This window comes from Lysinibacillus sp. UGB7 (genome assembly GCF_049058285.1).
GTDB classification, from domain to species: Bacteria; Bacillota; Bacilli; order Bacillales_A; family Planococcaceae; genus Lysinibacillus; species Lysinibacillus sphaericus_B.
In genome coordinates this window covers 46,995-72,802 of sequence record NZ_JBMGUV010000019.1, presented here as the reverse complement: position 1 = coordinate 72,802, position 25,808 = coordinate 46,995, and the positions used below count along the sequence as shown (strand labels likewise).

Genomic DNA, 25,808 nt, shown 5'->3' with positions numbered 1-25,808 from the left:
ACAACTGACCGTAAAAGCCAGATTGGTTCAATTACAAGGAGTGGGGATGAAGAAAACCCCACTCCTTGAAGTTTCACTTTATCCCGCGTTAACGGTCAGTAAGCCGCCCACCTAAAGTTGAAAGAAAGAATGAGCCTAGGCGGACGAGCAACTGTCCGTAAAAGCCCGATTGGTTCAACTAACAAGGAATGGGGATGAAGAAAACCCCACTCCTTGAAGTTTCACTTCACACTTTATTATGTGATGTTATATTTCGCCAGTATCATTTGAAATTTTCTGAAAACCTATTGACTTTATAGGGTATTGTGTTAAATTAAATTTATAAGAATACTTGGTATTTGGATAAAAAACAAGCTGTCTAGACAACTAGAGGCTTCTATTTTACACAGAGGATAGTCAACTGTGAAAATAGAAGCCTCTTTTTTTGGTATAGGAGGAAAGAACAACAATGAAATTAGGATTTTGGCTGCCGATTTTCGGTGGATGGTTACGGAATATAGAAGATGAAAATATGCCAGCAACATTTGATTATGCCAAACAGGTTATTCAAACAGGTGAAAAGCTCGGTTTTGATGTCACTTTAATTGCGGAGCTATATTTAAGTGATATTAAAGGTTTTCATCGTTCGTGATACAGAAGAAGAAGCACAGGCTGAGCTAACTCGTATTACAAATGTACAGGATGCAGCAGGCTATGTAGGCTTTAAGTAAATCAAAGCTTGAACAAGAAATTACATTGAAGGATTATTCAGTATCCAACCGAGGCTTACGTCCAAATTTAGTTGGGACACCACAGCAAGTTGCTGAGCGGATTTTAGCTTACGAGGCTGTAGGCGTAAACTTATTATTACTACAATTTTCACCACAGTTAGCGGAAATGGAACGTTTTGCAAGGGATGTAATGCCTTTAGTTAAAACCAAAAGAGCCCATTTTACAGTGAGGAGCGACAACATGACGGCAAAAATCTATATACTTCATGAAAATGATGATTGGACAATACATTTGATTAAGCGTTTAAAGGAGCAAAACCTCCCTTTTGAAACTTGGCATCTAGCGGAAGGCGTACTGGAGTTATCGGCAGAGCCGCCAGAAGGAATATTCTACAGTCGGATGAGTGCCTCTGCTCATACTCGGGGGCATGCGTTCGCACCTGAATTCACAGCAGCTGTGCTTGCTTGGCTAGAATTCCATGGTCGCACCGTTATTAATGGTAGTCTGGCGTTACAATTAGAAATTAGTAAGGTTAATCAGTATACAGCGCTTGAAGCTGCAGGAATTCAAACACCAAAAACGATTGCAACAGTCGGTAAAAATCAGCTAGTAGAAGCGGCTGAAAAAATTGGGACAGCATCGTTCATTACAAAGCATAATCGAGCAGGCAAGGGGTTTGGCGTACAATTATTTCACTCAGTAGAAGCACTCAAAGCTTATGCACATAGCTCTTCGTTTGAAGCGCCTGTAGATGGCATTACTCTAGTACAGCAATATATCAAGGCACCTGAGTCCTACATTACACGCTGTGAATTTGTCGGTGGTAAATTTTTATATGCTGTACGTGTTGATACATCAGAGGGCTTTGAGCTTTGCCCAGCTGAAACTTGTCAAATAGGTGATACCTATTGCCCGATAGGAGATTCTGTTAAGCAAAAACCAAAGTTCCATATTGTGAATGATTTCCCGAATGAGCTAATTGAGCGCTATGAAGCGTTTTTGACTCGAAATAAAGTACGTGTGGCAGGCATTGAATCAATTATTGATGAGGATGGCCATGTTTTTACGTATGACGTGAATACAAATACAAATTATAATGCCGATGCCGAAAAGGCAGCCAATCAATACGGTATGTTAGCTGTTGCAAATTATTTAGGCGCAACATTACATCAATATGAAAAATCATTACAAATGTTTTAAGGACGACGTTCAAAATATCTCTAATTCAAGTCGTTTTAGGAGTTAGGCAAGTAATTAGAAAAAATAACGAGTACAAATACAGTCATATAGGGAGTGGCGAAGATGACAAAAGTAGTGATTATTAATGGCAGTAATACAAGAGATTCACGTGTTACGGCAGTGCATGAAAAAGTAGAGCTCTTTTTCAAAAAACAAGGAACTGCGGTTCATGCCAATTATGTGCACGAATTACCGACAGCAGATTTAATCAAGGCCAATTTTGCCAGTGAGGCTATTATTGCGGAAAATAACCAAGTTGAGGAAGCGGATATTGTCGTGATCTTAACACCGATTTATAAAGCCTCTTACACGGGCATTTTAAAAACCTATTTGGATTTATTACCTCAAAAAGCGTTGGAAGGTAAATCGGTATTACCAATAGCGGTGGGTGGCTCAATCGGACATTTGCTTGCGTTAGAATATGCCCTTAAGCCGGTGTTAGCCGTATTAGGTGCTACAGATATTGCCCATTCGGTATTTATTGTTGACAAGCAAATTATTCGATTAGAAGATGGTGGGTTTGCGATGGAGGAAGAAGCTATTAAACGGCTAGATGTCGAATTAAACAAATTACAGCCGATTGTATCTGTAAATTAAAAAGGCTCTATCCAACTATAGCATAAATAGGCGTCTTGATGATTAACGACAAAAGAACAGCTAGACGGGGCATTCGCGAGGGATCACTTAATAAAGTGAAACTTCAATTAGAGGGGGTTTTCTCCATTCCCCACTGATTTGCGGGATAAAGTTTATTAAATAAAAATAATAGCGCATCATAGGAGGCAATATCCCATGATGCGCTACATATTAATTTGCTTCAGTTTCGTCCAGTAAAGTGTCCTTGTCCACGGTAGTTGAAGAAAGGTATAGGAAAGCTTCATCTTGCAATAACAATATTTTCTCTTCGCAAATACCATGCGCTAATGGTCCTGAAAAAATGGATTCCCACCAAGTTCCTGTTGTTGTTGTCATATCTACGCCCCCGTTTCAATTCTTTCATATGTAATTGTATATTTCCCGACATCAAAAAAGTAAAACATACCCTACACAACTTCAATTTTAAATCTTTACTCCACCACCACCAACTTCAGAAAGAGGATTTTTGGACCTCGATGTTGTATCGTATAGACAATGATAGTTTGTTTCAAAAAAACAAAACTATGTATGCCATTATAAAAAAAAGGGGTGTTTTTTATGAATTTTACGACGCAAGATGTTGAAAATATGATTGCAGAGCAACGCATATTTTACTTCTCTCGCGCGACGAAAGAAGTGAAGTTTCGAAAAAATCAATTAATGAAATTAAAAAAGACCATTTTAAAATATGAAAAAGATGTATTAAACGCATTATATTTAGATTTACGAAAAAGTGAATTTGAGGCATATGCAACAGAGGTTGGCATTGTTCTCGATAGCATTTCTTATATGGTGAAGCATGTGGAAGAATGGATGAAGCCAGAAGCTGTCAAAACCCCAATCCAATATCAAATGGGGAAAAGCTTTATTGTTCGAGAGCCATATGGTGTGACATTAATTATTGGACCTTATAATTATCCATTTCAACTCGTGATGGAGCCACTAATTGGCGCAATTATTGGTGGAAATACAGCCATAGTAAAGCCATCTGAAACATCAGTGCATACCGCAGCAATAATTAAAAAAATAATAGAAGAAACATTTGAGTCCTCATATATTCGTGTTGTGGAAGGCGAAAAGGAAGAAGTGACTGCACTTATTCATGCCTCATTTGATTATATTTTTTTTACAGGAAGCGTAGCAGTTGGGAAAGTAGTTGCAAGAGCAACTGCTGAGCGTTTAACGCCTATAGCACTTGAACTTGGTGGAAAAAGTCCAGCGATAGTGGATCAAACAGCGAATTTAGAAGTAGCTGCGAAAAGATTAGCATGGGGAAAATTCACAAATACGGGTCAAACATGTGTAGCACCGGATTATGTGCTCGTTCATAAAGATGTCTATGAACGATTTATGAAATTGTTAAAAGCTACGATTCGATCTTACTATGGGAAAAATGCTCTTAAAAGCCCTGATTATGGGCGTATTGTCAGCACTAGACAATTTGATCGCTTGCATCAGATTTTAGCGGAAGAGCGTGATGTGATTACGTATGGTGGTAGGTCAGATCGCGATGATTTATATATTGAACCAACGATTATTGAACAGGTAAAGTGGTCAAGCCCTTCGATGCAGGATGAACTATTTGGACCGATTTTACCCGTGATGATGTATGATGATTTAGGTCTTGCTATTCATCAAATTCGTCAATTACCTAAGCCATTAGCGGCTTATTTTTTCTCTGAGCATGAGAAAGCCATCCAATATTTTCTTGAAGAGCTGCCATTTGGCGGCGGCTGTATAAACGATACGATTACACATGTTGGAAATCTCCATTTGCCTTTTGGTGGCGTTGGTCCTTCAGGAGTAAAAGCCTATCACGGTAAGGCGAGTTTTGAAAATTTTACACACCCAAAATCAATCTTAAAAAAATCATCGAAGCTCGAAACGAATGTTCTTTTTCCCCCCTATAAACAAAAGGTTAAGCTTGTCCGTACCATTATGAAATAATGTGAATTGGGGGTGTCAGGTTAATGTCCTGAGACACCTCCATTTGTTAAATTTTTAATGTTGCCCAGCATTTTATCTTACTTTCAATGGTAAACTCACCATGATGCTACCCTCAGTAAAAGGTTCATAAATATGTCTTATTAACGGTTAAAGCATCCTAATACGATTGTTTTTGATTGAATCCACAATTAAGATTTCTTCATTTTTTCTACAGGAAATAAAAATTTCTCCTCATTTCATTGTCATTTTTGATGATATTTATCAATTCATGTTGCGAATAGCCACTATTATAGATGATTTGGCGTTGTCGATAAATGGCGATTTTTGATAAGAAAGGCAAAATTCAATATATTATTAAAATGGTAGCGTTTTCATCAAAAAAACGTATCGTGAAGCATTTCATTTCTAGGTGAATAAGTAGTAAAATAAATTCATTAGAATGTGGGGGTATTCAGTTTGTCATTTTTTGTCGAAAAAACATCAGGTGATGAATTGAGTGTTGAGATTGATTGGAGGACTATGAAATGTATGCAGAGGAATTGTTAAGTGCATTACCTTTGAAAAAAATTATCGGAGAGCTACCAGACCAAGTCAGTGATATTGTGATTGATTCTCGTAGTGTGCAACCCAATAGTATGTTTGTTTGCATTAAAGGCTACACAGTAGACGGTCATGACTATGCAGAGAAGGCTGTAGAGGGTGGCGCTACGATTGTGTTAACAGAACGTGAATTACCATTAGCGAATTCCATTGCACAAGTTATTGTTAAAGATACGGAACGCGCAGTTGGCTTACTAGCGGCTAAGTTTTTTGATTATCCATCCAAGGATATAACAATGATTGGTGTAACAGGAACAAACGGTAAAACATCAGTAACGGGTATAATTCAAAATATCATGCATGGTATAGGCGAGAAGTCTGCCTTATCTGGAACAATTGGCTTTAATTTGAATGGCATTTTATATGAATCTGCAAATACTACGAGCGATGCATTATCGACGCAACAAATGATTTTCCGTGCAAAAATGGAGGGCTGTCGTTTAATGACAATGGAAGTCTCTTCGCATGGTTTAGCACTTGGGCGTTTAGCTGGTGTCGATTATGACGTAGCTATTTTTACGAATCTTACACATGATCATCTTGATTTCCACGGTACGATGGAGGAATATGGCCACGCAAAAGGCTTATTATTTTCTCAACTTGGACAAGATTTAGAAAAGAATAAATATGTGGTGTTGAATGCTGATGATGCTTGGTCTGAGCGCTATGCAGCGATGACACCTTTTCCCGTATGGACATATGGTTTGAAAAATGAAACAGCCGATTTTCATGCCATTAACTGTCAGTATCATGACTATATGACTTCTTTTGACGTGGTTATGCCTGAAGGTACATTCCCTGTCAAAATGCAATTACTTGGAGAGTTCAATATTTACAATGTACTTGCAGCAATGATCGCTTTTTATGGCCGCGGCTACTCAATGGATACAATTATTGAGCAAATTGAACAACTACCGCCCGTTAAAGGACGAATGGAAAAAGTTTGTTCAGATTTACCAGTACAAATTTTTGTCGATTACGCCCATACACCTGATGCGATCGAAAAAGCGATTGCAGCGGCTGAGCCTTATAAAAAAGGGAAGTTGATTTTCTTGGTTGGTACAGGAGGTAATCGAGATAAGTCAAAACGTCCAGCAATGGCAGAGAAAGCATCTGCAGCAGATTATGTTATTTTAACGACTGATGACCCTCGCTTTGAGGATTACGATAGCATTACTGGAGATCTTGCAAAAGGAATGCTACATAAGAATTACGCATGTATCGGTGATCGTGCTGAAGCAGTCCGTCATGCAATTGCAGTAGCTGAACCAGGGGATATGATTATCTTTGCTGGTAAAGGTCATGAAGATTATCAAATTATTGAAAACACAAAATTTCCACATAGCGATGCTGAAATCGCTGTAGAGGCAGGACGTTTGAAATTTGTCTAATTTTATTTAGTTCAGATTGAGTGGGTAGAGGACTTCTATTATTTTGTTAACGCCTTTGAATTTTTTGAGAAACCTTTTAGTTAGTGACTAAGAGGTTTTCTTTTTTGGGGAATTCATGTAAAAAGGTTGTACGAAAGGCAAGTCTTCTTTTATTATTAGTAAGTATGAAAAAAGGAGAATGACGAGATGACTTCAAATTTAGAAAAAGATATATTAGCAAGACGAACGTTCGCCATCATTAGTCACCCGGATGCTGGGAAAACGACGATTACAGAAAAACTTTTATTATTTGGTGGTGCGATTCGAGACGCTGGGACGGTAAAAGGTAAAAAATCAGGAAAATTTGCAACATCTGACTGGATGGAAATCGAAAAGCAACGTGGGATTTCGGTAACATCTTCAGTCATGCAATTCGACTATAGCGGTTCACGAGTGAATATTTTGGACACACCAGGGCACCAAGATTTCTCAGAGGATACGTATCGTACTTTAATGGCAGTGGACAGTGCTGTCATGGTTGTCGATGCAGCAAAAGGGATAGAGGCCCAAACATTAAAACTATTTAAAGTTTGTAAAATGCGTGGTATTCCGATTTTTACCTTTATCAATAAATTGGACCGTCAAGGTAAAGAGCCACTTGAGTTGATTGAAGAGCTTGAAGAAGTACTTGGCATTCATGCTTACCCTATGAACTGGCCGATTGGTATGGGGAAAGAGTTCCTCGGTATATATGATCGTTATAATAAGCGCATCGAGCAGTTCCGTACAGAAGAGGGAGAACGATTCCTACCAATCGATGACAAAGGCGCTCTAGCTGTAGATCACCCGATGAAAGTCACTTCCTATTACTCTCAAGCAATGGACGATATCATGCTACTTAATGAAGCGGGGAATGAATATTCGGAAGAAAAAATTCGACGTGGAGAATTAACACCTGTATTCTTCGGTTCAGCCTTAACGAACTTCGGTGTACAAACATTCCTTGAAACGTATTTACAGTTTGCTCCAACACCACAACCTCGTATCACTGAGGATGAACAATTTATTGATCCGGTGGAGTATGAGGATTTTTCGGGCTTCATTTTCAAAATTCAAGCCAATATGAATCCTGCACACCGTGATCGCATCGCCTTCGTTCGTATCGTATCTGGTAAGTTTGAACGTGGTATGAATATGACTTTGTCGCGTACAGGTAAATCGTTCAAAGTGACACAGTCTACACAATTCTTAGCGGATGACCGTGAAACAGTTGACGAAGCAGTAGCAGGAGATATCATTGGTTTGTATGATACAGGTACTTATCAAATTGGTGACACTGTTGTAGGCGGTAAGAAAACATTCCAATTTGAAAAATTACCACAGTTCACACCAGAGTTATTTGTCCGTGTGACGGCGAAAAATGTCATGAAATCTAAGCAATTCCATAAAGGTATTCTACAATTAGTGCAAGAAGGTGCTATTCAATACTATAAAACGTTGCATACAGAAGAAGTTATTCTTGGTGCAGTCGGTCAATTACAATTTGAGGTATTTGAGCACCGCATGAAAAATGAATATAATGTTGAAGTAAAAATGGAGCCGATTGGTTCAAAAATTGCACGCTGGATTGAAAACGAGGAAGAAGTCAAAGAATCAATGTCATCAGGTCGTTCTATGCTTGTAAAAGATCGCTTTGACAATTATGTATTCTTATTTGAAAATGAATTTGCTATGCGCTGGTTCGCTGATAAAAACGAGCACATTAAATTGTATAGTCTATTGTAAAATAACAACACGAATCGACATTTAAGCGATTCGTGTTTTTTTACAAGGAAAAAAGGAGATATGTGTAGAATATATACAGTATTAGGAAAAAAACGACTGTCATTCAAAAAGAATGAAGGGAAAAGTAAAAATTTAATTACCTGGAAGTGTTTCCTAAATGATACATATTAAATGCTGGCTTCACACCTTGTGGCATGTGAGACACTACTTAATTTTGTTAGCTATTTAATTGAGAGGGAGAGAATAAAGAATACCTCCGTTAATTTAAATTACCCTTTATAAAAGATTCTCCTTTTCGGCAATCATAAGAAGGAAGAGAAGAAAAAGGAGTTTATACAGCATGAATATAAGTAATTTTTCAATTAAAAGGCCCGTTTTCACTATCGTTACGATGTTGCTCGTTATTATTTTAGGTGGCGTATCATTACTAAAAATACCGATAACCTTAATTCCTGAGTTGAATCCACCTATTGGTGTCGTCGTCACAACTTATCCTGGCGCAAGTCCAACAGAGGTGAACGAGAAAATAACCAAGCCATTAGAAACAACGTTGGCTACCTTACCAGGTATAAAGAAAATTCAGTCCACTTCACAGGAAGGATCGAATTTAATTGTTCTAGAGTTTAATTGGTCAACAAATATAGAGGATGTTCAGCTAGATATTTTGCAACGTATTGATATGACTCCACTACCAAATGATGCAGAGAAACCAAGCTTCTTAAAATTTGACCCATCGCAATTTCCAATAATCCAGCTATCTTTGCGTGCTGAAAATGACAAAGTAGACGTGCGGCTTTTAGCGGATGCTTTGGAAAAAGAGCTGCGCCGTACAGAAGGTGTTGCCAGTGTAAACGTCTCTGGAAAGCTAGTAGAGGAAGTCCAAGTTACATTGGATGAAACGAAGCTGAAAGACAAGGGTTTAACACAGTCCGATATTATCCAAATCATTCAAATGAATAATATTTCACTTCCAGGAGAACCGGTGTCAACAGTTGATGGAAAGATGCTGACGACACGAATTATTAGTACATTAACATCACCGGAAATGATTGCTGATTTAATCGTTTCGGTGAATCCAATAGACGGTCAATCATTAACAGTAGGAGATGTCGCTACCGTTGAACGGACGGAGCAAAAATCCATAACAGAAACACGCGCTAATAACCATCCAGCTGTATTGATGTCGGTTCTACAAGAATCGGGAGCTAATACTGCTGAAGTATCTAAAGCCTTTCAGCAGGCATTAGCTGATCTACTTGCCACAGAGCAATATAGTGATGTAGTGGCTGATGTATTAGTAGACCAAGGTAATTATGTGGATGCAGCAATTGGCAATATTAGTACTTCTCTCCTCGTAGGTGGCTTATTTGCAATGCTTGTTTTGTTTGTCTTTTTACGTGGTGTGAAAAGTCCGATTATTATTGGTATTGCTATTCCATATTCGGTTATTGTGACATTTGTTTTAATGTTTTTTGCCGATTTCTCACTTAATATTATGACGTTAGGAGCATTAGCTCTCGGTATTGGGATGTTGGTTGATAATGCCATCGTCGTAATCGAAAATATTGAACGCCATTTAGGTCTTGGCAAAGAGTCAGTAGAAGCAGCTAAACAAGGCACGAAGGAAGTTGCTTTAGCGATAACTGCATCAACACTGACGACAATAGCTGTCTTCATTCCAGTAATGTTTATAGAAGGCTTAATTGGGCAAATTTTTACGGAATTTGCTCTTACGATTTCCTTTAGCTTAATTGCCTCATTGACGGTTGCACTAACGGTCGTGCCGATGTTGGCAAGTCGTCTTTTAAAAATGAAAATCAAAAATATCAATGAGCTTCGTAAAGAATCATCATTTTATCAGCGTTACAAGGCATCGGTTGTATGGGTATTGCATCACCGAATACTTGTGCTAATGACGACAATTCTTCTTTTTGCCATTGCGCTGTTCGGCTTAATGAAAATTGGTACCGAGTTTTTACCAGCAACGGATGAAGGATTTGCATCGGTCAATGTGAATCTTGAAAAAGGTGCTGCTGTATCAGAAACAGAAAAGGTTGTTGCTAAAATCGAGCATCGATTGAAAGAAGAGCAAGATGTTGATGTATACGTTAGCTTAATTGGGGGGACGCAACAATCACAATCTCGAGGACAGACAAGTGCCAACCAAGCAGAAATGTATGTGAAACTGGTGCCACTAGCAAATCGAAAACGATCAATTTTTGAATTTGTTGAAGAGGTTGAACATGATCTGAAAAATGAACTTGGAGAACAGGTGGACATCACCTTTAATGTTTCAACGACTTCAGGTTCATCACCGAATACATTAACGTTCAGGTTAACGGATTCGAATGAGCAACGTCTTCATGAGGCAGTTGAAAAAGTACAGAAGGAGCTCTTGAAAATTGAGCCGGTCACAAATGTTATGACTGATTTAGATAATACGGTACAAGAAATTCAAATCGAAGTGGACCGTGAAAAGGCAAAGGATTACGGCTTTTTACCAGCACAAATTGCCCAAACAGTTAATCAAATGACAAAAGGTCAATTTACGTCGCAAATGATTGCAGAAGATGGAGCCGTATTATCAATCTTTACAGGCTTTGGACAGGCTTTTAATGGCAGTATCGAATCTTTAAAGGCAATGCAACTGCGTTCACCTGCTGGGCTATTTGTCAAACTAGAGGATATTGCATCTGTTGCGGTACAGGAAGGGCCAATATCAATCCGCCGTTCCGATCAAGCGGCTGCCGTTGCATTTTTTGTTGACTATGAAACGAAGGAATCACTAGGAAGCATTTCAGACAAAGTTGATGTAGCTCTTGACAAAGCGAGCTTACCTTCTGAAACTCAAATTGTCTTTAGTGGTGATCGAGAGCTTTATGATAGTGCCATCGATGATATGCTCTTAGCTGTTGCACTTGCTGTGGTGCTTGTCTATATCGTTATGGCTGCGCAATTTGAATCGTTTAAATATCCGTTCGTCATCATGTTCACTGTACCTTTGATGATTATTGGTGTTGCGATTGCGATGTTTGCTACAAACACGCTAATCGGTGTGACTTCTGTTATAGGTATCTTAGTCCTTGTTGGTATTGTAGTGAATAACGGAATTGTGCTTGTAGACTATATCAATCAGCAAAAGGAACAAGGGATGGCCCCTTATGAGGCTATTTTACTTGCTACACAAGATCGCCTTCGCCCAATTTTAATGACTGCACTTACAACTATTCTAGGATTGCTTCCACTTGCATTTGGCATTGGTGAAGGAGCAGAGCTGAATCAGCCAATGGGAATCGCCGTTATTGGTGGCCTCGTGACATCCACCTTGCTGACATTATACATTGTGCCGATTGTTTATAGCTTACTCGATAAAGAAACAAGAAAAATGCAGTAGAGATATGGGGGAAATGGGAGATGGGTGTTCATTTTTTTACAGGTTTTCCAGGGTTTATCTCAAGTCAGTTAATTCGTGAATTATTTCGGAAAAATAAAACACAGGAAGTCATTACGATTGTCCTAGCAGGTGAATTACTAAAAGCAGAAATAGAAAAAAATAACATACTAGCGGAGTTTCCGAATTGCTCAATTCGGATTGTAGAAGGTGATATAACGCTCCCCAATATAGGTCTAGAAAATCAACAAGTACAGGAAATTTTACCTCAAATTGAAGTGATGTGGCATTTAGCGGCAATTTATGATTTAGCAGTGCCCCGCGATATAGCTTGGAAGGTGAATGTGCATGGAACTGCAATGGTCAATGATTTTGTGCGCATGCTACCGAATTTAAAGCGTTATATGTACTTTAGTACAGCGTATGTGGCTGGCTTGCGTGAAGGTGTTTTACGTGAGAATGAGCTTATTCGTCCACGTGCATTTAAAAATTATTATGAGGAAACAAAGTATGAGGCTGAACATCGTGTGGAAGATTTAAAGTCGGAGGTTCCTCTAACAATTATTCGTCCTGGTATTGTACGAGGGCATTCTGAAACAGGAAAAACAATCAAATTTGATGGGCCGTATTTCTTTTTAAATATGGTTGATAAATTAAAATGTTTGCCATTCATTCCGTATATCGGAGATTCAAATTCAACGATAAATGTCGTACCGATAGATTATATTTTAAAGGCCTCTATATTTATAATGGATGAAAAAAGTGCCGAAGGGAAAACACTGCATTTGACAGACCCTACTCCTCATCCTGTACAGGAAGTATATCGAACAATGGTAAAACTATTGACCAATCACTACCCAAAGGGGCGCTTACCGCTGATTTTTGCAAAAAAATCGTTGCAAGTCCCATTCATTCGAAAAAAATTAGGGGTTGAGCAAGAAACCTTAGATTATTTAACATGGAATGCGATGTTTGATACAACAGAAGCGGTTGCTATTTTACAAAAAGGTGGTATAACATGTCCTGACTTTATACAGACTATGCCAATGATGGTTAATTTTTATTTAGTGCATAAAGAAGATGAAAGCTATCAAATACAGATTAAATAAGGCATAGATATTTTTGTCAGTAATAAATGATAGTGCTATAATAACATTACAGAAGAAAATTCCTTTGACATTTGTCAAAGGGGAGTAGCTAGCAGATGCGAGCGATGTATCTGGTTTCACATCCGTCAAAAACGGTGAAAACCATCGGGTGTGAGAGCATATGACTTAAGTGAAGATATAAAACCCACAATAGTGGAGATTTATGCACTAAAAGCGAAGTAACAGTTATAATTTGCTTAGCAAGGGAGGTGTCTCAAAGTCATTTGAGACACCTCCTTCTGTGCGGTGGGCATAGTGAATAGTACAATGGATGAACGAGGTGGTCGACAACTGACCGTAAAAGTCCGATTGGTTCAACTACCAATCCGTGGGGGAAGACCTCCCACGAATTGGAGTTTCACTTATCCTATTTGGCATATCAGGTAGCCTCCTTTTCTTTTGCGCGTGTAGTGATTGTAAATTATTTGGGGTATATAAAGCTTTAAGGAGGCACATTGAATGGAAGCAATATTATTACAATATGGCTGGGTACTCATTGTACTAGTAGTATTAGAAGGATTATTAGCAGCAGACAATGCAGTTGTGATGGCTGTAATGGTTAAACACTTACCACATGAACAACAAAAAAAAGCATTATTTTACGGACTATTTGGGGCATTAATTTTCCGATTCGCTGCTCTGTTTGTTATTACAGTATTAGTGAATTATTGGCAAATCCAAGCAATTGGGGCAGCCTATTTACTATTCATGTCCGCAAAAAATATTTATGACTTGAAAAAGCACAAAGATGAGCCTGAGCAAGAATATGAGGGAAAACCTAAAAAAAAGGGCTCTGGCTTTTGGATGACTGTTGTTAAAGTAGAATTAGCAGATATAGCTTTTGCAATTGATTCAATGCTAGCTGCCGTTGCTATTGCAGTGACATTGCCGCATCTAGGTGATTTTGATATAGGAGGCATCAATGGCGGGCAATTTAGTGTCATGTTACTTGGAGGCTTTATTGGGGTCATTATGATGCGTTTTGCAGCACAATGGTTTGTTAAAGTCTTAAATGACTATCCTTCACTTGAAACGGCAGCATTTTTAATCGTCGGCTGGGTAGGAGTGAAGCTTGTTGTATTAACATTAGCACATAAAAATGTGGGGATATTACCTGCAGAATTCCCACACTCAACTGCATGGGAATTAACCTTCTGGATTGTTTTAATAGCAATAGCATTAGGCGGATACTTAATTGGAGTGCGAAATAAAAAAACGAACTAAATAATTTTTCGAGGTTGTCCCAAAATTAAAAACAATAAGCTTAGAGGTATCCTATTATGTTATTTTTTGATACAAGGTAAAATCCGCGTAGACTCCTGTGAATCGTTTAACGACGAAAGCGGAGGGTCAACGGAGCGACAGCAGCAAATGTTCTATGTGGCGAAAGTGAAGCGGATTTTAACTATATAGGAAGACGGGCATTATTGTTTAAAGTACTTTGGGACAGCCCCTTTCTTTTTATTCCTATTTTTTCTATACTAATATCAAGTTTGGCATCAAGAGGTGGAAGGGGTTGGTGAAGTGCCGTGGAAAAAATCATCGAATAAACTCGTGACACCGTTTCAGGTACTTGTTTCTTATTATTTTATAGCAATAGCGATTTCCTTCCTGTTATTAAGACTCCCCGGTGTGCATAAAGAGGGTGTGGAGGTCTCACTATTAGATAGTTTATTTACAGCTGTGAGTGCTGTTAGCGTGACAGGACTGACGACTGTTAATATATCAGCGACCTACACAACATTCGGTCTAGTCATGGTGCTTGTCATTTTGCAGCTAGGTGCGATTGGCATAATGTCACTCGGTACATTTGTTTGGTTGCTCGTTGGAAAAAAAATTGGTATGCGTGAGCGTCAACTGATTATGATTGACCATAATCAGTACAATCTATCAGGTGTTGTCCAGCTTATTCGGGAAATATTGAAAATCTTAATTGGTATTGAATTAGTAGGAGCTATTATCCTAACGGCACACTTTACGAATTATTTCGATACATTTGAGGAGGCACTTATTCACGGTGTCTTTGCCTCTATTTCTGCTACTACGAACGGTGGCTTTGATATTACAGGGATGAGTTTGCAGCCATTTCATAATGACTACTTTGTGCAGCTGGTAACGATGGTGCTGATTGTTTGTGGAGCAATCGGATTCCCAGTGTTGATTGAAGTGAAAACGTTTTTACTCAATAGACATGCAAACTTCCGATTCAGTTTATTTACCAAAATTACGACCTCGACATATGCGATTTTATTTGTTGTAGGTGCACTTGTTATTTTACTGCTTGAGTCATTCCACTCCTTTAAGGGAATGCCTTGGCATGAGGCTATTTTTTCAGCAATGTATCATTCTGTTTCGACTCGTTCGGCAGGGCTTACCACGTATGATGTAACAACCTTTAGTGAAGCCACTGATATATTCATGAGCTTTTTAATGTTTATTGGTTCTTCTCCAAGCTCAGTTGGAGGTGGGATACGGACAACGACTTTTGCTATCGCTATTTTATTCTTAATCACGTTTGCAAGAGGGAGAGAAGATATTCAAGTATTTGGACGTGAAATCCATCTAATTGATGTTTTTCGCTCGTTTGTTGTTATTTTATTGGCCTGCTTCATGGTATTAACTGCTACAATTATTTTACTGATTACGGAGCCGCACGCGACACTCATTCAAATTATCTTTGAAATTACATCGGCGTTCGGAACATGTGGGATGTCCTTAGGAATTACTTCAGATTTATCGGTAATCGGTAAATTTATTATTATTATTTTAATGTTTATTGGTCGAGTCGGTTTAATATCTTTCCTTTATACACTCGGTGGTGGTGGAAGAGCAAAAAAATCAAGCTATCACTATCCAAAGGAAAGAGTCATTATTGGGTAAGAAGCCTAAATCATCGGTATAAAAGGTTTTTGCGGGGGGTGTATTCTTGAATTGCCCCCCTTTTTGCCCCTTAAAGGTTAGTTTTTAAGGTAAACTTCGAATTTTTTAAGAATTTCTTTCGTGTTCAGGTGTAAGGTGCAAGTAAGTGTTAACCGTAATGTCTATATTTTTATGGCCCAATCTTGTACTTACAGTTTTAATATCTACTCCAGCTTCTAAGTTTTTAATTATTTCATTTTCTTATTTCTAATTTAATCCATTAATTAAGTCGTCCTCTATAGTCATCGTCCGATAACTAGATTTTGATTTTGGCGGACCTAAACCTTTTGAAGTACGTTGCCGATTAACTGTAAGGGTTTTGTTTTCAAAATCAATATCTGACCAAAATAAACCTAATAACTCGCCACTACGTAATCCTTGATGAGGCAAAGTTATTACCATTCCACGTTTGAAAATATCTTCATCTTCATTTTTAATTGCAGTTAATAACTGTTTAACCCCATGTTTGTTTAAAAATACTTCCTCTTCTTTTGAAATTTGTATACCTCTTAATAAATTTTTCTCCAATTTATCAGGTTCTACAGCGCTGTTAATTATTGCTATATTTCACCGTAAATCCCGTCTACAGTGTGTTTTTTGCATAACCGTTTTCAAATAACAATTCGTTAATAAATAATCCGAAAGAATCAAAAGACTATAAATCATTCGTGAGATTAGTAGCCTCACAAGTAGGACCAGATGAACTTTTTACGGCAGAAATAAGATTGAGCAATAATGTTTATCGCAAGATACCTAAATCATTCAGCAAAAAGAACATCAGCAAGCTGGAAATGGCGCGTTACGACCTACAACTAAGCCAAGAAGGCATAGACAATCTAGTAAAAGGCATTAAAGACGGTCTGAGTAAGGTAATTCGGCATGACGATAGCCAAGTAACAGCGTTGATTGCTCGTAAGTTTTATTCAGATAATCCGTGAGCAGAGGTAACAATAGAATGGGGTGCTTAGAGGATGCATGCAAGGAAGTTAAACAACAGCGAGCAAAAAAGATTAATTAGCATAACCGCACATCTTCTCCTTTGATTGCAAGGGCTGCCAGAAACGAAAAGCTTATGATCCAACTAAAAAATGCAGAGGCTGCAAGACATATAGGCAGTTAAGAAGCATTGGAAAAGAGCTTGAACAGATTAGTAAATTGCGTAGGTGGGGGAAATAACAAAAAATACCTCGAGTACAAAAAATACTCGAGGTATCACAGAAGATTGACGAACAATTTTTTGAACTTTTTTTTTGTGAATTATAGATAAAAATATAACATAATTCAATCGTTAATCTGCTGCTTTCCACATATTTTGTTCAAATTATAATATTTTAAAATCTAAAATAATAGTTAAAATATATAATTTGTGAATAGAATTACTTATTTAAAGTATAATTTGCTAAATAATGTGTCTTTATCTAAAATTTATCTTATGGGAAAACACAAAAATATCCTACCAGGATATTTCCTAAAACTATAAGTTTATGGAGGTGTTAAAAATGTAATATATGTGAAGGTGAGTAATTATAGTATTTTTGAAAACAGCTACTATGTTTCTCATAAATTATTTAAAACAATTAAAATCTAATAATAATGGCATCTGTATCTCCTATTCAAGTTGTACATAATAATATTCTTCACTTATTTTATATATTTTAAATGACTGTGCAGATTATGGGGATTCCGATTTTTTACTAAGTCACTAGACTAAGAGTTAGTTTAAGCATTATAAAAGAACAAGTTTCTTCTTAATTATGTAGCTCCTTCATGGGCAACTATTAAAAAGATTGTATCAATTATGTCGGTTGTTATGAGTATCAAACAAGGCCACAATATAAATGCTTTTGTTGTGATTTGACATATTCACTTCATCTAAAAGTAGATGAATGGTAGTTTTTGTGAATAAAACGTGAAGGAGATAGTAATTATGGTGATATTAAAAAGTAAGAACGTAATAGCAAGTATGTGTGTTTTGTTTACAGTGCTTTTTTCTTCGGTCGGTGCCCATCAAACTTCTCTTGCAGCTTCTGAACGAGATAATATAAATTTATCAGAATGGATGAGAGAAATACCTAATTCTAACACATTAGCGGAAATTTCTATCCCAGGAACTCATGATAGTGGCACTTTCAGACTGGAAGACCCTATAAAATCAGTATGGGCAAAAACTCAAGAAAATGACTTTCGCTATCAAATGGATCACGGTGTTAGATTCTTTGACATCAGAGGACGTGTAACTGATGATAATACAATTGTTCTACATCATGGACCTATTTATCTTTATGTAACCCTCCAACAATTTATTAATGAAGCTAAAGAGTTTTTAAAAAGTCATCCGAGTGAAACAATTATAATGTCTCTAAAAGAAGAGTATGAATCCATGCCAGGAGCGAAAGAGTCATTTGCTAAAACCTTTGAAAATATGTATTTTGGGGATTCCATTTTCTTGAAGACAGAAGGGAATATAACTTTAGGGGATTCTCGTGGGAAAATTGTACTCTTAAGAAGATATTCCGGTAGTACGATGACTGGTGGATTTAAAAATTTTGGGTGGAAAGATAATGCAACATTTACTTCTACGACAAATGGTAATGTGAAAATAACGGTACAAGATAAATATAATGTGAACTATGAGGAGAAGAAAGCAGCAATTGATAGTATGCTAAAAGAGACAGTATTGAATAAGGATAACCCAAATCACATTCATATAAATTTTACGAGTTTGTCTTCTGGTGGTACGGCTTGGAGTAGTCCATATTATTATGCGTCCTACTTGAACAGCATTTCTGCGGCTAAGGTGAGATTAGATCATTTAAAGAATCTTGATACAAAAGCTGGGTGGATCATTATGGACTATATAGGTGATAGATGGGATCCGAAACTGTATGAAGAGATTATACGTGCTAATTTTCGATATCCACCAACGGATGAGCCACATTTATTTGAGCATATAGATGGAGAGGGAATCGATTTTACTAATCTTCCCCATTCTAAATGGAATGATCAAGTATCATCCATTTTATTAAAATCTTATACAGAAATAACTATATATGAGCATAGTAATTTTACAGGAAAAAGTGTGACGTTAACAAATACAACTAATTCAGCACAATTATTTAATTTAACAACTTATAATTTTAATGACAAAATGTCATCTTATACGTGGAAACTAATTCGTTAATCGAAAAAAACGCTTATCATCTTTATTAACCTTCAAATAACTGACTTGTTACGGTTTCCATACATGGTAATGACATCTCTCAGTTGACAAAAGAACGAACGAAACATGGAGGAAATCATAGGCAAACGAAGCGATTCAATTTATCGATTAAATCACCGATCACATAATTGGTTAAATATAAATACTTTAAAATTACTGATGTTGTTATTTTGGATTATAAAGAAAAACCTTTTACAATGTTGGTGGGCAAACAATTAAGTAACGATCAATATAAGCCACTTGCTAATGTGGAGTTTGGGTTTAAACCTGAAGAAAAGGAAGCTTCTAGACAAATAGCTAAACAAATTATTACAAAGCTAGACCGCAATATGATTTGGTTGGAGCCAAGTTTAACTTGTAAAGTTCAGTATCTCGAAAAGGCTAAAACAGGAATGCTAAGAATAACATCGTTTAAAGTGTTTAGTTTTGATAATCTTCCAGTAGAAAGTATCGCATGAGTTATTAACTAAATAGACCACCGAAAGTTGGTTTAAGAGAACAAGTTATACAGAGCATAAAAAGTCGCTCATTCGATAAATGGTGAGTGACTTTCTTCTATTATAATAGTTTAGAAAAACAATTAAGTTGTCGAATGTTGTCATTACCGAATTGTTGAAGCCCCCTTATTTACACCCTATAGTAAACTTAACGAAAGCTATTAAATCTTTTACAAAAAAATAACAAATTAATTTCATTACTGAAATACGCAAAAAATACAAAAGAATCCTCGCTAAAACAATAGTCATTATTAAGTAAATGATTGCAATGATTTTTCTGTTTCTTTTAGGAAGTAGATTAAATTCAGTGGGGGAATAACTCACTGTATTTAATCGGTCAAAATGCATTTTATGGTTCATTTTTTACCTGAAAGTGGCAGGGGTATATTAAAAAATCAGCAGTAGAAATAATGGCGTAACCACCCCGATGATTAATTTTGACAAATAATTGTCTAAAAATTTAAAATAATTTGTGGCACAATTCCCGATTGTGGTTTCTTTTAATGGGTATTATTTACAGTATATACACCTTATCGCGTTAAGGATTTTGCACTAAGCTTTTTTAGTAGAGTTGAGAAACCTCTACTAAGGTATTTTTAGTACGATAGGGTTTAATTTTAGAACCAATATTTAGCTATGTTCGCTTTAAAGAATTGTAAAGTTTATGAATAATATATGAATAACATATAAAAAAAACGCTATTCCTTTTATTTATTATGGGAATAGCGTTTCTTATTAAAGTGAATGGATTGTTGCAAAGTATGGAGCTTGACCATGACGGAAGTAGGTTAATAAGTATCCATGTTTTTGTATTATTTTGCCTTTTGTAAAATCATGGTAATCTAAGTGATGCGGGATAACAAGTGTATGTTTGAACAATTCTTTTTCGGAAAGTTTGAAGTTGGCAAACTCATCACCTGCAATTTCAGGATTTTCCCGTAACGCATTATAAATGGCTTTTTGTTGTTCCTCTGATGGTCGCTCCTTCCACCATAATTTTCGTGGTTGGAATTGTTGTGCCTTTAAATAATCAAGCTGCATTAAGCTTTGAATAATTTGTAAATCAGCATTTTCAACTGTGTCTAAAAACTCAAGTAAACGTTGGAATAGATCCTCAAGTTGATGTCCAATGCGTGACCATCCCTTTGTTTCCCAATACGTCCCAAAGTTTTGGAAGAAATCAAAAGGCGTTTCAAAGACTGTTGTCACTAAGTATTCAATCGTATGATCCATGCGGTGAGCGTTCCAATATTTCTCTAGCACATCCTCTGCATGCTTAATACGAACAATATCATCGAAGGTTAATACATTATTTGAGAAAATTTCATAGGGTGATAAATCCACATATGTGTAGCCAAACTTTTCAGCCTCTAAACGAAGTCCAGTACCGCGTAATAATTTCAAGAAACCAAGCTGTAACTCCTCAGGTCGCATAGCAAAAACATCATTAAAGGTTTGGCGGAAGCTTGCATAATCTTCTTCAGGTAGACCAGCGATTAAATCTAAATGCTGATCTATTTTACCTCCTTCTTTGACCATCGTTACGGTGCGTTTTAGCTTTTCAAAGTTTTGACGACGTTGCACGAGCGTATTCGTTAAATCGTTTGTTGACTGTACACCAATCTCGAAGCGGAACAAACCTACAGGTGCGTTGTCATTTAAAAATTGGATGACTTCAGGACGCATAATATCTGCAGTAATTTCAAATTGGAATACAACGCCTGGCTGATGCTCATCTATTAAAAATTGGAACATTTCCATCGCATAGCTACGGCTAATATTGAAGGTGCGGTCTACAAATTTAATGGTACGAGCACCGTTGTTCATTAGGAATCGAATATCTTCTTTTATTTTTTCACGGTTAAAGTAGCGTACACCTACTTCAATAGAAGATAAACAAAATTGACAGCTAAAAGGACAACCACGACTTGTTTCAATGTATTGAATTCGTTTGCTAAGATGCGGAAGATCCTCGTCGAAACGGAATGGACTTGGTATTTCACGTAAATCTATTTTCGGTGCCTGTGCGTGAATTCGTACCTTGCCATCTTCTAAATAACATATACCTGGCACATCTTCTAAAGCAATTTCTCCATTTAAGTGACGTAGTAATTGTTTAAATGAAGTTTCTCCTTCACCCATCACAATGAAATCGACTTCTTCAATACGACGTAACCAGTGATGGGAATCATAAGAAACTTCGGGACCACCTAGCAAAATTTTAACATCAGGACAGACTGTTTTTAACATTTTGATTACGTGGATTGTTTCTTCAATATTCCAAATATAGCAACTAAATCCTACAATATCAGGTTTTTTTTGAAACAAATCTGATACAATATTAAAAGCAGGGTCTTTAATTGTGTATTCTGCAATTATTGGATTAAATTCTGGTAAAGCAGCACCTTTTAAATAACGCAAGGCTAAATTTGTGTGGATATATTTTGCGTTCAATGTAGTTAAAATAGTATTCATGCACTTATCTCCTTTTCAACTTCTAATTGTAACAGTCAAATAGCTGACAAACAATATAATCCTTTTTACCTATTTATTTTGTGAACAGTTCGTGAAATAATTTTAAATACTTAAATTTACTAAATTTTGTAATAATAGAATTGCGCAGTCATAAAGTATAGTAAAGGCTCAAATTTGGAATTAGAGGTTTTTTACTCTTGTGAAAGGTTCGGTGAGAAAGTTGAAGCAAAATGATATGAATCAATGTTTTGGAAATCTTATGAAAAGTACTTCGTCACCAACACTTATTCTTAATAAAGCAGGAAAAATTTTAAATGTGAATGAGGCTGCTATTAAACTTTTTAACCTTAATCTAACGTATATTGGCTATTTATCAATGGACGAGCCATCTAATTTAAAATGGGCAAAATTCGTCAACCAATTACAAAGTGACTTAAGATCAGAAGAAATATTTAATATTCGAACGGCTGGAAATGATTTTGAAATGATGTCTTTTAAATGTTTTTATGATCCAAATACTGAAGAAATCGTCGCACAAATTGCTACATTAAATTATGATATGGCCCATGAATTGTATGTTAGTCAAGAGCAGGAGAAGTCACAATCTTTCAATGCTTATGATCATTTACCGTATGCTGTTATTGTAAGTGATGCTAGCGGTATTATTCTTGGGCTAAATAAGTATGCTGAAATGTATTTAAAAATAGAAAAGACTCAGCTTCTGCATAAGGCTCATCAACATATATTTGATTCATTTTCAATGAAAAAAGGACAAATTACAACTTATCTTTCTAAGCTCATGGGTGATAAGCATGCCAATATCCATGTTGTTGACGAAACACAAGTGAGTAGTACATGCTACTATGAAATTTCAAGCATTTTTGATGAATACAACAATATTATTGTCACAGTTATTAATGATGAAACTGAAAAGAAACAATTACAGCATAAAATTGAACATCAACAAGCTTTAAATGTTGTTGGTCAAATGGCTGCAAGTATAGCCCATGAAATTCGTAATCCATTAACTTCTTTAAAAGGCTTTACAGAACTACTAAAGCTGAATGCAGATGAAGAATCAAGCATGTACTTATCGGTAATTGATAGTGAGCTACAGCGGATGGAACAAATTCTATCTGAGCTTTTAGTATTGTCCAAGCCGACTAGTATGAAAGTGGAGTTAATCGAGTTAAATCATATTGTAAAACAAGTTATCGAGTTCATGTTACCTGATGCGCTTATGAAGAAAATAATGATTCAATATATTTCTTCATCGACTCAAGTGTATATTGGTGGCAATGAAAATCGATTAAAGCAAGTATTTATGAATCTTATTAAAAATGCCATGGAATCTATGCATAACGGTGGTACGATCACAGTAGAAATGAATGTTATAGACTGTGCACTAGTTGAATTGATGGTTAAAGACGAAGGCAGTGGAATGGATAATAATACGATTCAAAATCTATTTCAACCTTTTTACACGACAAAATCAACAGGGACAGGACTGGGCCTTGCTTTCGTGAAAAAAGTGATTGAAGAGCATGAAGGTGTAATTGGTGTGAACAGTGAAATTCAGAAGGGGACATGCTTCCATATGCAGTTTCCACTTTACACATTCAATCAGATTGACTCGTTAGATGTTTCAACGAAAGATTCTGCTTATTTAGTAACATAGGAAAGTAATAATGTTCGTATAGGCAATAACAAGATACAAATTCATGAATGCTTTTGACAATGCTTTTCTAAAGTCGCTATAATGGCATATAAAGAGCGAATTGAGAGGAATAGGCTATGAAGTCAGAAGATATAAAGCAATCTTTAAAATTATATATTGTCTTATCACGTGCGCATAAAGCAATTAATGAAACAACCAATCACTTTTTTCAAGCGAATGGATTAAATCCAACAGAATTTGCGGTTTTAGAGCTTCTGTATCATAAAGGTCGACAACCCCTACAGCAAATAGGAAATAAAATACTACTTGCCAGTGGTTCTATTACGTATGTAATTGATAAGCTAGAAAAAAGAGGTTTTTTATTGCGTGTTTCTTGTCCATCAGATCGCAGAGTTACCTATGCAGAAATTACGCCTGAGGGAGAAGCGTTTATGGGCGAATTGTTCCCAGAGCATGAACAGCATCTGCATAAATTGATGAGTGCACTTACAGTGGAAGAGAAAGATGAGGCCATTATATTATTAAAAAAATTAGGCTTGTCGATTAAAGATTTGTCTTATTAAAAAGAGTTGTCTCAAATAGACTTTTGAGGCAGCTCTTTTTAGTATGCGCAAAGCACCCTATGGCATGGATAATGAATTTGTCGTTAGGCATATTTAGTCGCATCCACTCTTAACCCGATAGAAGGGCCCAAAATGCGCGAAACAGTTCAATTCGATAAAATTATACTAGGTAAAAAAAAGAGGCCTTAGAAAGACTTCTAAGACCCTACAAAGACTGCATATTATTTTTTAGAGATAGTAGCTGCCATTGCAAGCATTGCAGCTGTTAAATCTTGTTGATCATTATCATGAATTGTAATTTTTGAAATAAGACCATCTTTCTCAAAAACAATACCGATTACTTTTTCTGTATCAAAGTCTACAACATAACCGTCAATGTTATTAACATCTTTGAAAGCGGCTAGTTCTTCAGTAGTTAATGCTACTGTTTCGCCGACTGCATTCATGTAATCTTGCATAGATGTTTTCACAGCGTCATAGCTTGTTTCAGAAGCAGTAGTTGTTTCAATACGCATAAATACTTCATCATCTTCGTTTGATACTAACATATCTCTACCTGGTTCTTCTTGTGAAAGTGTGAATCCTGGTAGCTGTTGTAATTTATAGCCTTGATCAACGCTATTTGACTCAGTTGCAGTTGCTGATTTATCTTCACCATTTTGTACGTACTTAATTTCTTGTTTTGGTTTAGCCTCTGCATTTGTTTTTGATTCATCTGTTGTAGGCGTTTCTTGCTCTTTGTCTGCAGTTCCACTGTCAGTAGGTTTTTGTTCTGACGCTGTGTTCGCTGGTTCATTTTGTTCAGCATCTGATTCCTCAGTTTTATCTGTCGTATTACACCCCACAAATAAAACGGCTGTTAGTAATAATGCAATCATTGAAAAAAATTTTTTTTGCATGAAAAGCCCTCCTTTTCTATATTAAACGTTGGTAAAAGATAAAATGTTTCCTAAATTTTTTGTTATGATGTTAAAGGTAACACCAAAAACAATAATAGTACAAAAACGACATGAGCGACAATCACTAGCGGCATACTTTTACGCCATTCATATAAGAAGCCCCAAATTAGACTTGTGACAAGTGAAGCAACCATCCCAAGCATAAAGCCACTTAATGCGATGGAAATGGCGCATAAAAATGCTGTTACAAGTACAGCAAAGCTAGGGCGCATAAAGCGTTTCATCTGTTGTTGTACATAACCACGCCAAAATAATTCTTCACCAATGGCTACAATGAATACAAGTAAAATGTAATGCCAAATATTTTGTGGACCATAAACCGTTAAAAACTTTTGTACGGATTTGACTAACTGGTCATTAATATATGGTGCGAGCCAATAACCAAAACGTATTATGCCGTATGTGATTGTGCCGTATCCAATACCAAAAAGTAAAAATTGCCAAGTAGGTATCTGATCTTCAATTTTACCGGCAAGAATAGCGATGGCAATGCATACGAGCAAGGTGAATGCATATAAGTACCAAAACACAGCCGGGTTAGCAAATGTAAAGGCAAGCATGCCATAAACGAATAATAAAGAAAGGAGAAGTATTATTGTTTGTTTCGAATTTGTAAGCATAATCCGACCTCCATACTTTAATATTATCAAAAAAAAAGTCCCTTATCATC

General features: G+C 36.5%; 18 protein-coding genes and 2 pseudogenes. 15 read left to right on the top strand and 5 right to left on the bottom strand.

Annotation, left to right across the window (positions count from 1 at the left end):
* Positions 1–448: 448 nt before the first annotated feature.
* From ACOMCU_RS17225 to ssuE, 3 genes and pseudogenes are all read left to right on the top strand, one after another.
* A pseudogene (locus tag ACOMCU_RS17225) lies at positions 449–924 on the top strand (hypothetical protein); the annotation flags it as partial.
* Positions 925–951: 27 nt separating this feature from the next.
* Positions 952–1,911: an ATP-grasp domain-containing protein gene (locus ACOMCU_RS17220; protein WP_421050853.1), complete on the top strand. Its 960-nt coding sequence runs from the start codon at positions 952–954 to the stop codon at positions 1,909–1,911.
* A 102-nt stretch (positions 1,912–2,013) separates the two neighbouring features.
* Positions 2,014–2,547: an NADPH-dependent FMN reductase gene (gene ssuE, locus ACOMCU_RS17215; RefSeq protein WP_010858180.1), complete on the top strand. Its 534-nt coding sequence runs from the start codon at positions 2,014–2,016 to the stop codon at positions 2,545–2,547.
* 210 nt (positions 2,548–2,757) lie between these two features.
* Here ssuE and ACOMCU_RS17210 read toward each other — a convergent pair whose 3' ends face one another.
* On the bottom strand, positions 2,758–2,922 hold the full coding sequence (locus ACOMCU_RS17210; RefSeq protein ID WP_010858181.1) for a hypothetical protein: 165 nt from the start codon (positions 2,920–2,922) through the stop codon (positions 2,758–2,760).
* 222 nt (positions 2,923–3,144) lie between these two features.
* Between ACOMCU_RS17210 and ACOMCU_RS17205 the strand changes: the two genes are divergently transcribed.
* The 7 genes from ACOMCU_RS17205 (at position 3,145) to ACOMCU_RS17175 (ending at position 15,707) form a co-directional block, all read left to right on the top strand.
* Entirely contained in the window at positions 3,145–4,533 is a 1,389-nt protein-coding gene (locus ACOMCU_RS17205; RefSeq protein WP_421050834.1) for an aldehyde dehydrogenase, read from the top strand.
* A 524-nt stretch (positions 4,534–5,057) separates the two neighbouring features.
* Positions 5,058–6,524, top strand: a complete 1,467-nt coding sequence (locus tag ACOMCU_RS17200; protein ID WP_010858183.1) for a UDP-N-acetylmuramoyl-L-alanyl-D-glutamate--2,6-diaminopimelate ligase — start codon at positions 5,058–5,060, stop codon at positions 6,522–6,524.
* A gap of 186 nt (positions 6,525–6,710) precedes the next feature.
* A complete protein-coding gene (locus tag ACOMCU_RS17195; protein WP_010858184.1) occupies positions 6,711–8,288 on the top strand; it encodes a peptide chain release factor 3 in 1,578 nt (525 codons plus the stop codon).
* A gap of 340 nt (positions 8,289–8,628) precedes the next feature.
* Positions 8,629–11,682 (top strand): efflux RND transporter permease subunit, encoded by a 3,054-nt coding sequence (locus ACOMCU_RS17190; RefSeq protein ID WP_010858185.1) that lies wholly within the window; start codon positions 8,629–8,631, stop codon positions 11,680–11,682.
* A gap of 20 nt (positions 11,683–11,702) precedes the next feature.
* Positions 11,703–12,788 carry an SDR family oxidoreductase gene (locus ACOMCU_RS17185; protein WP_421050833.1) on the top strand — a complete coding sequence of 362 codons (1,086 nt, stop codon included), beginning with the start codon at positions 11,703–11,705 and terminating at the stop codon, positions 12,786–12,788.
* Positions 12,789–13,286: 498 nt separating this feature from the next.
* The gene (locus ACOMCU_RS17180) at positions 13,287–14,051 is read left to right on the top strand and encodes a TerC family protein (RefSeq protein WP_010858187.1); all 765 of its coding nucleotides are present in this window, start codon (positions 13,287–13,289) and stop codon (positions 14,049–14,051) included.
* Positions 14,052–14,351: 300 nt separating this feature from the next.
* Complete coding sequence (locus ACOMCU_RS17175) at positions 14,352–15,707, top strand: TrkH family potassium uptake protein (RefSeq protein ID WP_010858188.1); 1,356 nt, start codon at positions 14,352–14,354, stop codon at positions 15,705–15,707.
* 246 nt (positions 15,708–15,953) lie between these two features.
* Here ACOMCU_RS17175 and ACOMCU_RS17170 read toward each other — a convergent pair whose 3' ends face one another.
* Positions 15,954–16,274, bottom strand: coding sequence for a tyrosine-type recombinase/integrase (locus ACOMCU_RS17170; RefSeq protein ID WP_421050832.1), 321 nt, complete (start codon positions 16,272–16,274; stop codon positions 15,954–15,956).
* Between the two features lie 101 nt (positions 16,275–16,375).
* Between ACOMCU_RS17170 and ACOMCU_RS17165 the strand changes: the two genes are divergently transcribed.
* From ACOMCU_RS17165 to ACOMCU_RS17155, 3 genes and pseudogenes are all read left to right on the top strand, one after another.
* Positions 16,376–16,684, top strand: a complete 309-nt coding sequence (locus tag ACOMCU_RS17165; RefSeq protein WP_080647633.1) for a RusA family crossover junction endodeoxyribonuclease — start codon at positions 16,376–16,378, stop codon at positions 16,682–16,684.
* Between the two features lie 989 nt (positions 16,685–17,673).
* Positions 17,674–18,654: pseudogene (locus ACOMCU_RS17160) on the top strand (phosphatidylinositol-specific phospholipase C domain-containing protein); the annotation flags it as partial.
* A 482-nt stretch (positions 18,655–19,136) separates the two neighbouring features.
* Complete coding sequence (locus tag ACOMCU_RS17155; protein WP_421050831.1) at positions 19,137–19,424, top strand: hypothetical protein; 288 nt, start codon at positions 19,137–19,139, stop codon at positions 19,422–19,424.
* Positions 19,425–20,198: 774 nt separating this feature from the next.
* Here the strand turns inward: ACOMCU_RS17155 and ACOMCU_RS17150 are convergent.
* On the bottom strand, positions 20,199–21,938 hold the full coding sequence (locus ACOMCU_RS17150; RefSeq protein ID WP_421050830.1) for a B12-binding domain-containing radical SAM protein: 1,740 nt from the start codon (positions 21,936–21,938) through the stop codon (positions 20,199–20,201).
* Between the two features lie 235 nt (positions 21,939–22,173).
* Between ACOMCU_RS17150 and ACOMCU_RS17145 the strand changes: the two genes are divergently transcribed.
* Positions 22,174–23,616 (top strand): PAS domain-containing sensor histidine kinase, encoded by a 1,443-nt coding sequence (locus tag ACOMCU_RS17145; protein WP_421050829.1) that lies wholly within the window; start codon positions 22,174–22,176, stop codon positions 23,614–23,616.
* A gap of 116 nt (positions 23,617–23,732) precedes the next feature.
* Positions 23,733–24,179, top strand: coding sequence for a MarR family winged helix-turn-helix transcriptional regulator (locus ACOMCU_RS17140; RefSeq protein ID WP_010858195.1), 447 nt, complete (start codon positions 23,733–23,735; stop codon positions 24,177–24,179).
* Positions 24,180–24,400: 221 nt separating this feature from the next.
* On the opposite strand, the gene ACOMCU_RS17135 is transcribed toward ACOMCU_RS17140, so the two are convergent.
* Positions 24,401–25,078: a hypothetical protein gene (locus ACOMCU_RS17135; protein WP_421050828.1), complete on the bottom strand. Its 678-nt coding sequence runs from the start codon at positions 25,076–25,078 to the stop codon at positions 24,401–24,403.
* A 62-nt stretch (positions 25,079–25,140) separates the two neighbouring features.
* A complete protein-coding gene (locus tag ACOMCU_RS17130) occupies positions 25,141–25,758 on the bottom strand; it encodes a CPBP family intramembrane glutamic endopeptidase (protein ID WP_010858197.1) in 618 nt (205 codons plus the stop codon).
* Between the last annotated feature and the right edge of the window lie 50 nt (positions 25,759–25,808).